We start from the raw sequence: 13,334 nt of genomic DNA, 5'->3' as shown, positions 1-13,334 counted from the left end.
CTCGCGTCGGATCGCGTGCCGAAGCCGCTGCCGGCGCCGGAGACGTCGATGTCTGTGTCGCTCACGAGGCCGAACGTATTCGCGTCTGGCAACAAGTGGCAACCGGTTGCCGGATGTTGCCAACGGCGGAACAGTGGTGCCACCGGGCAGCGCCGCCCGGAGGAGGTCTCGAGGAGGAAGCCCCCGGATGAACAGAACACGGCTGAAGCCCCGCACCCTCGTCGGTGCCGTCGCGGTGATCGCCCTCGCCGCTCTCTCCCTGCAGGGCTGCGCCGTCGTGAACGGCAGCGGCGACGACCCGAACACCCTCCGCGTGATGATGGGCGCGGACACCACGTACCCCAAGGAGCGCAAGCAGTGGCAGCAGGACACCGCTGCCGAGTTCAAGCGCACCACCGGTGCGGACATCCAGTGGGAGACCTACTCGTCCGCGCAGGAGGAGTTGACCGCGATCCAGACCAGCGTCATCTCCGGCCAGGGCCCCGACGTCTACGCCATCGGCACCACGTTCACCCCGACGGCCTACGCCACCGGTGCCTTCGTCGAGATGGGGTCGAAGGAGTGGCAGGCCATCGGCGGCAAGGACCAGTTCGACTCGGCCTCGTTCGGCATCTCGGGGCCGAGCGACTCGAAGCAGATCGGGATCCCGTTCGCCAGCCGTCCGTTCGTGATGGCCGTCAACAAGGACCTCCTCGCGAAGGCCGGCATCACCGACATGCCGACCACGTGGGACGAGCTGACCGAGGACGCGAAGGCCACCACCGGTGACGGACGGCACGGCCTGGCGATCGCCTACGCCGACGGCTTCGACCCGTGGAAGTTCGTGTGGGGCATGGCGCAGAACGCCGGCAACACCATCGTCGACGGCTCGAAGGCCGAGATCGACAGCGACGCCGTCGAGAACGCGTACCGGACCTACTTCGACTGGGTCACGAAGGACGGCGTCGTCGACAAGGCCGCGATCGGCTGGAACAACGCGCAGGCCCTGGCCCAGTTCACCGAGGGCAAGGCCGCGTTCTTCCCGATGACAACGACCACCGCGATCAACTCGTTCAAGGACACCAAGGTCGACGGCAAGTACGAGTTCGCCCTGCTCCCCACCGTCCCGCCGGGGGCCAGCGAGCGCCCGGCCGACGGCATCGAGGCCGCGAGCATCCTGTCCGGCGACAACTGGGTGGTGGCCGACTACGGCACGAAGCAGCAGCTGTCCTTCGACTTCGTCAAGCAGCTCAGCGCACCGAAGGCGCAGCTCGAGTACTACGACCTGTTCGGCAACCTGCCGACCAACGCGTCCGCCGCCGCTGACCTGGCGGCCGACAACCCGCAGCTCAAGCCGATCATCGACGCGGGCCGCCTGTCGAAGCCCACCGCCTTCACCGGCGCCTGGTCCGACATCCAGCTCGCCCTGGTCGACGTGGTCGTGCAGTCGATCCCGTCGCTCAAGAGCGGCGAGGTCACCGACGACCAGCTCCGCAAGCGTCTGCAGGACGCCCAGAAGGACGCCCAGTCCACCCTCGACCGTCAGAAGAACGGAGGTCTGTGATGACCAGCACCCAGACCAGACCGCCGCAGCGCACGGAGCAGACGGTCCGCCCGCACGGCACGACGCCGCTGTACAAGAAGGAGCGTCCGCTCTGGATGCTCATCCCCGGCGGGGTCCTCATGCTCGCCGTCATCGTGGTGCCACTCCTGGTGGGCTTCTACATCGCGATGCTCGACCTGGACCAGTACACGCTGCGGCAGTGGTTCAGCGCCCCCTTCATCGGCTTCGCGAACTTCACCGAGGCCTTCACGAACTCGCCCCTGCTCCACTCGATCTGGATCTCGGTGTCGCTGTCCGTCCTGGTCACCGCGGTCACCGTGCCGATCGGCGTCGCGGCCGCGATCTCGACGCAGAACCGGTTCCCGGGGCGCGGCCTCGTCCGGTCGATCTACCTGATCCCGTACGTGCTGCCCGCGTTCGTCGTCGGCACGTTCTTCCGCACGATGCTGCAGCCGCAGGGCGTCGTGAACTCGATCCTGCACACCGACGTGCTCTGGCTGAACGGCTCCGCGTCGTACTGGGCGCTGGCCGGCGTGATGATCTGGACGAGCTGGCCGTTCGTCTACCTGCTGTCGCTCGCCGGACTGCAGGCCGTGGACAACGAGGTGCACGAGGCCGCCGCGCTCGACGGGGTGACCTGGTGGGCGAAGCTGCGCTACATCATCTTCCCGTACCTGCGCGGGCCGCTCAGCCTGGCGGTGATCATCGCGATCCTGCACAACATCAACAACTTCACCCTGCCGTTCGTGCTGTTCGGCATCCCGCTGCCGTCGAGCGTCGAGGTCATGCCCGTCCTGACGTACATCGCGAGCTTCCAGTCGTTCCGCTTCGGTCTGTCCGCGGCCATGGCGATCTGCTCGCTCGTGATCGTCGCCATCCCGCTGTTCGTCTACCTGCGAGCCGTCAAGCTCGACACCGGTGACGACGCGGGCCCCAACCGGAAGCAGCGCCGCGCCGACCGCGCCACGCTCGCCGCCGCCCCGACCGCCGCCGACATCGACGGAGCACGCGCATGAGCGCCCAGAGCACATCCTTCGCCGGCACCACCCGGACCCGCCCGACGTCGACCCTGACCGAGAGCATCACCGCACCCGGTCGACGCCACAAACGCCCCTACGACACCGACGTCACCCGGCTCCTGCCCCGCTGGCTGCTCATCGTGGTGATCGCGATCATCATCGCGTTCATCGCCGTCCCGGTCCTGTACATCCTGTTCGGCTCCGTGAACTCGGACGTCGCGGTCGCCCGCGGCGAGTACTTCCCCTCCGAGTTCACGCTGTCGAACTACGTCGAGATCTGGTCGACGGTCGCCCTCGGCGAGGGGCTGGTCAACTCGATGCTCACCGCCGGCGCGGTCGCCATCGCGAGTGCCGCGCTCGCCGTGTCCACCGCGTACGTGCTGGTCCGGTTCCGGTTCCTCGGTCGCCTGACCATCCTGCGTGGGCTCCTCGCGCTGCAGTCGATCCCCGGCACGCTCCTGCTGCTGCCCGTGTTCGTGGTGTTCTCGAACATCGCCAGTGCCACGGGCGTGCAGATCATCGGCACCCGCTGGGGTCTGTTCGTCACCTACCTGACGTTCGCCCTGCCGTTCTCGACCTGGGTGATGGTCACCTACCTGCGTGGTCTGCCCAAGGAACTCGAGGAGGCCGCCCGCATCGACGGCGCCTCGAGCACGAAGATCCTGACGAAGATCGTCCTGCCGCTGTCGTGGCCCGGCATCGTCGTCTCGGCGATCTTCGCCTTCCTGCTCGGCTGGAACGACGTCCTGTTCTCCACGATCATGACGACCCCGAACACCCGGACGGTGGCCGTGGTCCTGCAGGTGCTCGGCACCGCGCAGGAAGGCGGTGCGGTCCCGATCTACGGCCAGATGATGGCCGCCTCGATCGTCTGCGCCGTGCCGGTCGTCGCCCTGTACCTCATCTTCCAGCGCTACCTGGTGGGCGGTCTGACGGCCGGCTCCGTCAAGTGAGCGCGGCAGTCACCGCAACCCAGAACCGGACTGGAGGCCCGTGGCGGCCCCGCCACGCGCCTCCCCTCCGACACGAAAGGACACCATGACCGACCAGCCCACGTGGGAACTCTCCGGCTTCGGCGACGAGATCGACGCCGACCCCGTCGTCCAGGTCGCGGTCCTGCAGGCGCTCGGCGCGAGCGCCATCGAGGTCCGCAGCGCCTGGGGCGCGAACGTCGTCGACCTCGACGAGGACCAGCTCGCCGGACTCCACCGCCTGCTCGAGGAGCGCGGACAGACCGTGTCCGCCATCGCCTCGCCGATCGGCAAGGTCTCCGTCGACGAGCCCGTCGAGCACGAGGTCGGACGGCTCGGTCGCGCGATCGCCGCCGCACACGCCCTCGGCACCACGAACATCCGGATCTTCTCGTTCTACTTCGAGGGCCGGCAGCCGGAGGACGTCCGCGACGACGTCCTCGTCCGGATGCGCGCCCTGGCCGACCTCGCCGCACGCGAGGGCGTGACCCTGCTGCACGAGAACGAGAAGGACATCTACGGCGACGTCCCCTCGCGCGTGCTCGACATCGTCGAGAGCGTCGGGTCGCCGGCGCTCCGACTGGCCTGGGACAACGCGAACTACGTGCAGTGCGGCGTCAAGCCGTTCACCGACGGGTGGGCGCAGCTCGCGCCCTACGTCGACTACCTGCAGGTCAAGGACGCCCTGGCCGTCGACTCGTCGGTCGTCCCCGCGGGTGAGGGCGACGGCGAACTGCTGCAGACCCTCACCGCGCTGCGCGACGCCGGGTACTCCGGCTACGCCTCGCTCGAGCCGCACCTCAGCGACTTCACCTCCCTCGGCGGGTTCTCCGGCCCCGCGGCCTTCGGTCGCGCCGGTCGTGCCCTCCGCACCCTCACCGACCAGATCGGAGTCACCCTGCGATGACCACCCCACTGAAGTTGGCAGTCGTCGGCGCCGGCGTCATCGGACGCCACCACGCCACGGTCGCCGTCCACCACCCGGACCTGCAGGTCGTCGCCCTCGTCGACGCGATCCCCGCCGCCGCCACGAGCGCCGCCGACGAGATCGAGGCGATGGGCGTCACCCGCCCCGTCACGACGTCCACCATCGAGGAAGCGATCGCGCAGACCGACATCGACGTCGTCGCGATCTGCTCGCCCTCCGGCATGCACGTCCAGCTCGCCGAGGCCGCCCTGGCCGCCGGCAAGCACGTCGTCATCGAGAAGCCCCTCGACACCACGATGCCCCGGGCCCGGCAGATCGCCGCGCTCGCCGCAGCGGCACGCGAGCGTGGACTCGTCACGAGCGTCATCAGCCAGCACCGCTTCGACCCGGCCTCGGCCGCCGTCGCCGCAGCCGCCCACGACGGCGGGTTCGGCACCGTGACCTCCGGCCTGGCGAGCGTCGCCTGGTACCGGTCGCAGGGCTACTACGACTCCGGTGACTGGCGTGGCACCTGGGCGCTCGACGGTGGTGGCGCCGTGATGAACCAGGGCGTACACACCGTCGACCTGCTCGTCTGGGCGCTCGGCCGTCCGGTCGAGATCTCGGCCCAGACCGGGCTGCTCGCGCACGACCGCATCGAGGTCGAGGACACCGCCGTCGCCACCGTCCGGTTCGCCGGCGGCGCGCTCGGTGTCATCCACTGCACGACCGCCGCGTACCCGGGCCTCTCCGCCCGCTACGCCGTGTACGGCACGCACGGGTCGGCGATCGTCGACGACGACCGCCTGGCCTACTTCCACATCGCACCCGACGCCGCGACCCTCGAGTCCGCGTCGACCACCTCGAACGCCTCGGCGGTCGCGGGCGCGGTCGACCAGAAGGACGACGTCGTCCCGCCGGCGCACGTCGTCGGCGGCCCTGCCGAGCCCGACCACTTCGCCGCAGGGCACGGTCGGCAGTACACCGACATCGTGGCCGCGATCCGCGAGGGCCGTGAGCCCGGCGTGACCGTCGACGCGGCCCTCGTGTCGCTCGCCACCGTCCGCGGGCTGTACGTCAGCGCGACGCTCGGGCAACCCGTCCGGATCGAAGACGTGATCGAGGGCAAGTACGACGACGTGGTGCCCGTGGTGGGCGCTGCAGCAACGTCCGACACCGCGACCGAAGGAGCCACCCGATGAAGTTCTCCGTGTTCACCGCCTCCACCCCCGACTGGACCCCGTCGCAGGCCGCCTCGACGCTGGCCGAGCAGGGCTGGGACGGCGTCGAGTGGCGCATCGTCGACGACCGCCCCGCGGACGGCACCGTCGTGCCCGCCGGTCGCTCGTTCTGGGCCGGCAACAACTCCACGTGGCAGTTCACCGGCATCCAGGACCACGTCGGCGAGATCGCGCGGATCACCGACGCCGCCGGGCTCGAGTACTCCGGCATCGGCGGCTACCAGCAGGCGTCGGACCACGAGGGCGTCGAGACGATGCTCCGCGTCACGAGCGAGCTCGGCGCCCGCCAGGTCCGCATCTCGATGCCGATGTACCGGCAGGAGAAGGAACGCACCGGCGAGACGTACGGGCAGATCTTCGACCGCACCCGCGCCGACCTCGAGTGGGCGGTGACCCGGGCGACCGAGCTCGGCGTCAAGGCGCTCGTCGAGCTGCACCACATGACGATCACGCCCTCGGCCTCGGCGGCGCTGCGGCTCGTCGACGGCCTCGACCCGGAGCACGTCGGCGTCATCCACGACCTCGGCAACCTGGTCATCGAGGGCCAGGAGGACCACCTCGCCGCGTTCGAGCTCCTCGGCCCGTACCTCGCGCACGCCCACGTGAAGAACGCCCGCTGGGTCGACACCGGCGACACCCGCGCCGACGGCAGCACGATCTGGCAGAACGAGTGGGCGCCGCTGCGCACCGGGCAGGCGTCCGTCTCCGAGTACCTCGACGCCCTCCGCCAGGTCGGCTACGACGGCTGGGTCACCATCGAGGACTTCTCCACCGACCTGCCGCTCGAGGCCCGGACCGCCGACAACCTGGCGTACCTGCGGTCCCTCGTCCCGGTGTCGGCATGACCGATCGCCGCCCCGGCATCGTCCACCTCGGGGTGGGCGCGTTCGCGCGCGCCCACCTCGCCTGGTACACCGCCCACACCACGGGGGAGTCGTGGGGCATCACGGCCTTCACCGGCCGCTCGCCCGCGGCGGCCGACGCCCTCACCGCGCAGGACTGCCGGTACACGCTGGTCACGCGTGCTGCGTCCGGCGACGACGCCGAGGTGGTCGACACGATCGTGGCCGCCCACCCGGGCAGCGACGACACGGCCTGGAGGCACGTGGTCGCGTCCCCGGAGACCACCATCGTCACGCTGACGGTCACCGAGCATGGCTACCGGTCCGGTTCCGACGTCCCCGCCCGGTTGGTCGCGGGGCTCGACGCCCGGCGGACGGCCAGCGGCGGGCGCATCGCGCTCGTCAGCCTCGACAACTTGACGCACAACGGCGCGGTGCTGCGCGAGGCCGTGCTGGGCGCCACCACCGACCCCGACCTGCGCGCGTGGATCGAGGCGAACGTCTCGTTCCCGTCGTCGATGGTCGACCGGATCACCCCCGCGACCACCGACGCCGACGTCGAGGGCCTCGCCGCCCTACCGGGAGCGCTCGCCGCGGACCGGGTCCCCGTCGTCACCGAGCCCTTCGCGGAGTGGGTGCTCGAGGACGCCTTCGACGGGATCGACCGCCCCGCGTGGGAGACCGCCGACGTGCGCATCGTCGACGACGTCACCCCGTACGAGCAGCGGAAGCTCTGGCTGCTGAACGGCTCGCACTCGCTGCTCGCGTACCTCGGGCTCCAGCGCGGGCACGAGACCGTCGCCGCGGCCGTGGACGACCCGGTGTGCCGTGCCGCCGTCGAGCAGCTGTGGGACGAGGCCGGCCGCGAACTGCCCCTGCCTGCCGACGAGGTCACCGACGCCCGTGCCGCCCTGGTGGACCGGTTCCAGAACCCCCGCATCCGGCACACCCTGCGGCAGATCGCCTCCGGTGGATCGCAGAAGCTGCCCGTCCGGGTCGTCGACGTCGTGCGGCACCGACTCGAGCGCGAGCCGTCGGGCGGCATCGGGCCCGGCGCCGCGACCGCGATCGCCGCGTGGTGGCTCCACGTCACGACGCAGCCCGACCTCGTGGACGACGACGGAGCCCCCGGGGCAGACTCGGACGTGCGCGACGTGCTGCGCGTCATCGCCCCCGACCTCGACACCACCGACGTGGTCGACGCGATCACCGCGGCGGCCGACGACATCCGGGCGGCGGGCACCGCCGCACGCACCACCACCAGCACCGACGAAGGAGTCCACGCATGACCGACACCACCACGAACCCCGCGGCCCCGGTGCCGGGCGCCGCCGACACCGGCGCGGCGACCGGGCACACCTCCGGGCGTCCGGACACGTGGGCGTCGGCCGACCGCGGCCAGCTCATCGAGCGTGCCGAGGTCATCGTCACCAGCCCGAACCGGAACTTCGTCACGCTGAAGATCACGACCGCCGACGGCGTCACGGGCCTCGGCGACGCGACGCTGAACGGCCGCGAGCTCGGCGTCGCCGCGTACCTGTCCGAGCACGTCGTGCCGCTGCTGATCGGCCGCGACGCCAGCCGCATCGAGGACGCCTGGCAGTTCCTGTACCGCTCGTCGTACTGGCGTCGCGGCCCGGTCACGATGGCCGCGATCGCGTCGGTCGACATGGCGCTCTGGGACATCAAGGCCAAGGTCGCCGGCATGCCGCTCTACCAGCTGCTCGGTGGCGCCTCGCGCACCGGGCTGATGGCGTACGGGCACGCCTCCGGCAAGGAACTCCCCGAGCTGTTCGACTCGATCCGCGAGCACCAGGAGGAGGGCTACCGCTCGATCCGCGTGCAGACCGGCGTCCCCGGTCTCGAGAGCATCTACGGCATCGCGTCGAACAAGACCACCGAGGGCAACGAGGGCGTCCGGTACGACTTCGAGCCGGCGCAACGAGGGGCCTTCCCCGCCATGGAGGACTGGGACACGCGCGCCTATCTGCGCCACGTCCCCACCGTGTTCGAGGCCGTCCGCAACGAGTTCGGACCCGAACTGCCGCTCCTGCACGACGGGCACCACCGGATGACCCCGCTGCAGGCCGCGAAGCTCGGCAAGTCGCTCGAGCCCTACGACCTGTTCTGGCTCGAGGACTGCACCCCCGCCGAGAACCAAGAGGCACTCAAGCTCGTCCGGCAGCACACCACCACGCCGCTCGCGATCGGCGAGGTCTTCAACACGATCTGGGACTTCAAGGACATCATCCGCGACCAGCTCATCGACTACGTCCGCGGAGCGGTCACGCACATGGGTGGCATCTCCCCGCTCAAGAAGACGATGGACTACGCCGCGATGTACCAGATCAAGTCCGGGTTCCACGGGCCGACCGACATCTCGCCCGTCGGTCTGGCCGCCCAGATGCACCTCGGGATGGCGATCCACAACTTCGGCATCCAGGAGTACATGCAGCACGGGCCGCAGACGAACCAGGTGTTCCAGCAGACCTTCACTTTCACGGACGGCTACCTGCACCCCGGTGACGAGCCCGGCCTCGGGGTCAGCCTCGACGTCGACGAGGCCGGCAAGTACCCGTACGAGCAGGCCTACCTGCCGTTCAACCGTCTGGCCGACGGCACCGTCCACGACTGGTAGCGGGCAAGCTGGGGGCATGGAGTTCGCGGACGTCGCCAGGGAGCTGTTGCTCGTCGCGCCGGGGGACTTCGTCGCCGAGCGCACGGCCCGCCAGCGCGCGGTCCGGAAGGACGACCGCGACCTGGCGGCGGCGATCGGGAAGCTCCGGAAGCCGGCACCGGCAGCGTGGGTCGTGGACCTGCTCGCGCACGACGGCGCCCTCGACGACGCGGTCGACCTCGGGCCAGCCCTCCGCAAGGCCCAGGCCGACGCCGACCCTGGAGCGATCCGGACACTCCGACAGCAACGCTCCGAGGTGATCGAGGCGCTGGCGCAGGCCGGGGCCGACCTCGCCTCGGACGCCGGACACCCGGTGACGGCGGCGGTGCTGGCACAGGTGCGGGCGACGATCGAAGCGGCGATGGCCGATCCGCACGCAGGCGCCGCTGTGCGTTCGGGGCTGCTCGTGACGCCCTTGGAGAGCGTGGGGTTCGACGCGGTCGACCTGGACGGGGCGCTCGCGGACCCGGACGCGGTGCCGGACGCCTGGTCCGGCAGCGATGCCCCACCCATCCCGATCACCCAGGCGAGGGGCGCGCGGAAGGCGAGCCGTGCCTCCCGGTCGACGGAGACGGAACCCCAGGACGGACCGGAGCCGGACGCCCAGCCCGAGCCCAAGCGTGACCCGGCCGCTGAGCGGAAGGCCGCACGCCAGGCGGAGACCGCCGCCCGGAGCGAGTCGCGCGACGCCGATGCCGCAGTCGACGCCGCGGAGGCGGACCTCGAGCAGGCCGAGGAGCGCCGGGCCGACCTGCAGCGCGAGCTCGATCGGGCGACCGCGGAGATCGAGGCCCTCGAACGTGCTCGCGACGCCGCCGAGGCGACGAGCAACGACGCCCGCGAGCTGCTGGCGGCTGCCCAGGAGCACCGGCGCAGCCTCGGCCGCTGAGCCTCGCGGAGCGTTCCTTCCCATCACGCGCGCGATGGAAGGTCGAATCGGGCGTACTCGGCCGAAAGGAACGACCACCTATGCCCGGAACGACCCACTACGCCCGGAACGACTCCCTCCGCGCGGCACGACCGCCGATCGTTACACAACAGTTGTCGTTCTTGACGAGTGGCGTTGGAGCGGTCTAACGTCGGACACCATGCTTCGGGCCGGCGATGGTCCGCCGGGATCCGTCGCCGCACCAGCACGGGGCGCCCCGGGTACAGGACTCGCATCATCGCCGACGCCCCGACCGCCCGCAGCCACTGCGCGGGCGGTCGGGTGCGTGGCGCGCGGCGCACCCCGGAGACATGCCGCGATGCCGGGTCGAGCACTCCGGGGCCCCTCCAGGAGAGACGACACATGTCGGAACCCCGCACCAACCGCACCACGACCCTGACCCCGCCGAACGGCGTGACGACCGCCCCACCTTCCACCGCACCACCGTCTGCCGGGCGCGAGGGCTTCATCGCCCGCCTCGGCATCCCGCACCCGCTGCGCTGGGGCTTCCTCGGTGTCCTCGTCTTCATGACGGGCGACGGCATCGAGTCGAACTTCATCGCCCCGCACATCGCCGCGGCTCTCGGCTCGGGCGGTACGGACAGCGCCGCGATGGTGATCGGCATCTACGGCGTCGCCGTCCTGGTGGCGTCCTACTTCGCCGGCGTGCTCTCCGAGCTGTGGGGCCCGCGCCGCGTCATGACGATCGGGGCCGTCCTGTGGGTGGTGTTCCAGGTCGCGTTCCTCGCGGCACTGCCCACCGGGTCGGTCGGGCTGATCGCCCTGACGTACTTCCTGCGCGGACTCGGCTTCCCGCTGTTCGCCTTCTCGTTCCTCTGCTGGGTGAACCACACCGTGGCGCGCGACCGGAACGCCACGGCCGTCGGCTGGTTCTACGTCGTCTTCACCGGTGGCCTGCCGACGCTCGGCTCGCTCATCGCGATCGGCAGCATCCCCGCGTTCGGTGGCGGCCACACGGGTGAGACGTGGTCGATGGCCCTGTCGCTCGTCCTGGTCGTGGCCGGCTGGGTGATCATCCGGTTCGGCGTGCACGAGCGGACCGGGCTCGGCCGCATCGCCCCGCGCTCGCACTCCGCCGCACGGGTCATCGCCAGCGGCATCGAGGTCTGCATCACGCGCCCCAAGGTCCTGCTCGCCGTCCTGATCCGGCTCGTCAACACGGCGCCCGAGTTCGGCATGTTCGTGATCATGCCGGCGATCATCGGCACCGAGCTCGGGTGGGGCCAGTCGAAGTGGCTCACGATGACGGTGATCGTCTACGCCGGCAACATCCTGTTCAACGCCTTCTTCGGTGCCCTCGGTGACCGCATCGGCTGGATCCGCACCGTCAAGTGGTTCGGCATCGGCGCCTCGGCGATCGGGCTGCTGGCCTGGTGGTACGTCCCGCACCTGGTGCCGGCCGGTTCCGAGTGGGGCTTCTGGCTCGCCACCGCCGCGGGGACGGTGTTCGGCATCATGCTCGCCGGGTTCACACCCATGGGCGCGATCGTCCCCGCCTTCGCCGGCGAGGAGCGTCGCGGTGCCGCGATGGCCATGTACGCCACGGCGGCCGGTGGTGCGACCTTCCTCGGCAACGCCGTGGTCAGCGCCGTCCTGCCGTGGGGTGGCCCCGGTGGCGTGGTCTGGACGTTCGTCGGCCTCTACGTCCTCGCCTTCGTGGTGCTGTCGTTCCTCAAGGTGCCGAAGGAGGCGGTAGCCGCGGGGCACTGAGGCACGACACGCCCGGCGGGTGCTGGTAGAGTCGGTGATTGACTTCGGCGAGGGCCGCGACAGCGGCCGTGATCGACGCGGTGGGAGACCCGGCCCAGCCCAGGGAACGTTCCTCACGCGTGCACGCGTTCGAGTTGCAACACCACAGACCCCCACGATGCCGGACCGCCGGTGTCGACCCCCGAGACCAGGAGGCACCATGGCCGACTACACGAAGCTCGCAGCGGACGTCCGCACCAAGTTCGGCAAGGGTGCAGCGCGCAAGCTCCGCGCCGCCGACAAGATCCCGGCAGTGGTCTACGGCCACGGCACCGAGCCGAAGCACATCTCGCTGCCCGGTCACGAGACCATGCTGCTCGTCCGTACCGCCAACGCGGTCGTCGACCTCGACATCGAGGGTGCTGCCCAGCTCGCCCTCGTCAAGGACGTCCAGCGTGACCCGGTGCGCCAGATCATCGAGCACATCGACCTCGTGGTCCTGCGCCGCGGCGAGAAGGTCACGGTCGACGTGCCCGTCGTCATCGAGGGCGAGTCCTTCTCCGGCACGATCCACGTGCAGGACCTGAACACCGTCTCCCTGCTGGTCCTCGCGACCGACATCCCGGAGCACGTCGTCGTCGACGTCGAGGGCCTCGAGGACGGCACGCAGATCACGGCCGCCGAGCTCACCCTCCCCGAGGGCGCCGAGCTCGAGACCGACGGTGAGGCGCTCGTCGTGCAGATCGTCACCCCGCGTGGCACCGCTGACGACGACGCTGCGGACGAGGCCTCGGCCGAGGCCGGTGCCGAAGCCGGTGCCGAGGGCGGCTCCGAGCCGGTCGACTCCGAGTAACACCCCTTCGAAGACATCTGGTCGACGCTGTGGCGGATCGAACGCTGGTCGTGGTCGGACTCGGGAACCCCGGGCCCGACTACGCCGGCAACCGGCACAACGTCGGCCAGATGGTCCTCGACGAACTCGCCTCCCGCATGGGTGCGCGGTTCAAGAAGCACAAGACGCCGAACCAGGTCGCCGAGGGGCGCCTGGTGCCCGGCGGACCGCGCCTGGTGCTCGCGAAGCCCGGCTCGTTCATGAACACCTCCGGCGGACCGGTCTCGTCGGTCCTCGGGTTCTACAGCGCCACCCCGGCCGACCTCGTCGTCGTGCACGACGAGCTCGACCTGCCGTTCGACACCGTCCGCCTCAAGGGCAGCGGGGGTCACGGCGGGCACAACGGGCTGCGCGACATCATCAAGGCCACCGGCACGAACGAGTTCTCGCGCGTCCGGGTCGGCATCGGTCGTCCGCCCGGTCGTCAGGACCCTGCCGACTACGTGCTGCGTGACTTCTCCGCAGCCGAGAAGAAGTCGCTGCCCATCCTGCTGGCCGACGCCGCGGACGCGGTCGAGGCGATCGCCGAGGTCGGACTCGTCGCCGCGCAGCAGCGGGTGCACGCGCCGTCCTGACCGCGCTGGTCGATCCCGGCCGTGTTCGC

The 13,334-nt window shown here is 70.6% G+C and carries 12 protein-coding genes; all 12 read left to right on the top strand.

Annotated features, from left to right (window positions below; translation table 11 throughout):
* The first annotated feature begins 187 nt into the window (after window positions 1-187).
* The 12 genes from EDF28_RS16545 (at window position 188) to pth (ending at window position 13,305) form a co-directional block, all read left to right on the top strand.
* Complete coding sequence (locus EDF28_RS16545) at window positions 188-1,543, top strand: ABC transporter substrate-binding protein (RefSeq protein WP_123939056.1); 1,356 nt, start codon at window positions 188-190, stop codon at window positions 1,541-1,543.
* Window positions 1,543-2,559 carry a carbohydrate ABC transporter permease gene (locus tag EDF28_RS16540; protein WP_123294721.1) on the top strand — a complete coding sequence of 339 codons (1,017 nt, stop codon included), beginning with the start codon at window positions 1,543-1,545 and terminating at the stop codon, window positions 2,557-2,559. The genes EDF28_RS16545 and EDF28_RS16540 overlap by 1 nt, the downstream gene beginning before the upstream one ends.
* Window positions 2,556-3,515: a carbohydrate ABC transporter permease gene (locus EDF28_RS16535; RefSeq protein WP_165901164.1), complete on the top strand. Its 960-nt coding sequence runs from the start codon at window positions 2,556-2,558 to the stop codon at window positions 3,513-3,515. The genes EDF28_RS16540 and EDF28_RS16535 overlap by 4 nt, the downstream gene beginning before the upstream one ends.
* Window positions 3,516-3,600: 85 nt before the next feature.
* Complete coding sequence (locus EDF28_RS16530) at window positions 3,601-4,440, top strand: sugar phosphate isomerase/epimerase (RefSeq protein ID WP_123939055.1); 840 nt, start codon at window positions 3,601-3,603, stop codon at window positions 4,438-4,440.
* Window positions 4,437-5,642: a Gfo/Idh/MocA family protein gene (locus EDF28_RS16525; RefSeq protein WP_123939054.1), complete on the top strand. Its 1,206-nt coding sequence runs from the start codon at window positions 4,437-4,439 to the stop codon at window positions 5,640-5,642. The genes EDF28_RS16530 and EDF28_RS16525 overlap by 4 nt, the downstream gene beginning before the upstream one ends.
* The gene (locus tag EDF28_RS16520; RefSeq protein WP_123939053.1) at window positions 5,639-6,526 is read left to right on the top strand and encodes a sugar phosphate isomerase/epimerase; all 888 of its coding nucleotides are present in this window, start codon (window positions 5,639-5,641) and stop codon (window positions 6,524-6,526) included. The genes EDF28_RS16525 and EDF28_RS16520 overlap by 4 nt, the downstream gene beginning before the upstream one ends.
* Window positions 6,523-7,812, top strand: coding sequence for a mannitol dehydrogenase family protein (locus tag EDF28_RS16515; RefSeq protein WP_123939052.1), 1,290 nt, complete (start codon window positions 6,523-6,525; stop codon window positions 7,810-7,812). Before EDF28_RS16520 ends, EDF28_RS16515 begins: the two co-directional genes overlap by 4 nt.
* The gene (gene manD, locus EDF28_RS16510; protein ID WP_228504708.1) at window positions 7,809-9,161 is read left to right on the top strand and encodes a D-mannonate dehydratase ManD; all 1,353 of its coding nucleotides are present in this window, start codon (window positions 7,809-7,811) and stop codon (window positions 9,159-9,161) included. The genes EDF28_RS16515 and manD overlap by 4 nt, the downstream gene beginning before the upstream one ends.
* A 16-nt stretch (window positions 9,162-9,177) precedes the next feature.
* On the top strand, window positions 9,178-10,089 hold the full coding sequence (locus EDF28_RS16505) for a hypothetical protein (RefSeq protein ID WP_123939051.1): 912 nt from the start codon (window positions 9,178-9,180) through the stop codon (window positions 10,087-10,089).
* A 402-nt stretch (window positions 10,090-10,491) separates the two neighbouring features.
* Window positions 10,492-11,859, top strand: coding sequence for an RbtT/DalT/CsbX family MFS transporter (locus tag EDF28_RS16500; RefSeq protein ID WP_123939050.1), 1,368 nt, complete (start codon window positions 10,492-10,494; stop codon window positions 11,857-11,859).
* Between the two features lie 199 nt (window positions 11,860-12,058).
* Window positions 12,059-12,691: a 50S ribosomal protein L25/general stress protein Ctc gene (locus EDF28_RS16495; protein ID WP_123939049.1), complete on the top strand. Its 633-nt coding sequence runs from the start codon at window positions 12,059-12,061 to the stop codon at window positions 12,689-12,691.
* 29 nt (window positions 12,692-12,720) lie between these two features.
* Complete coding sequence (gene pth, locus EDF28_RS16490) at window positions 12,721-13,305, top strand: aminoacyl-tRNA hydrolase (protein ID WP_123939048.1); 585 nt, start codon at window positions 12,721-12,723, stop codon at window positions 13,303-13,305.
* Window positions 13,306-13,334: the final 29 nt, after the last annotated feature.

It is taken from the genome of Curtobacterium sp. PhB137 (genome assembly GCF_003814955.1).
Classification (GTDB): Bacteria; Actinomycetota; Actinomycetes; order Actinomycetales; family Microbacteriaceae; genus Curtobacterium.
This window is presented reverse-complemented; position numbering and strand designations above follow the sequence as displayed.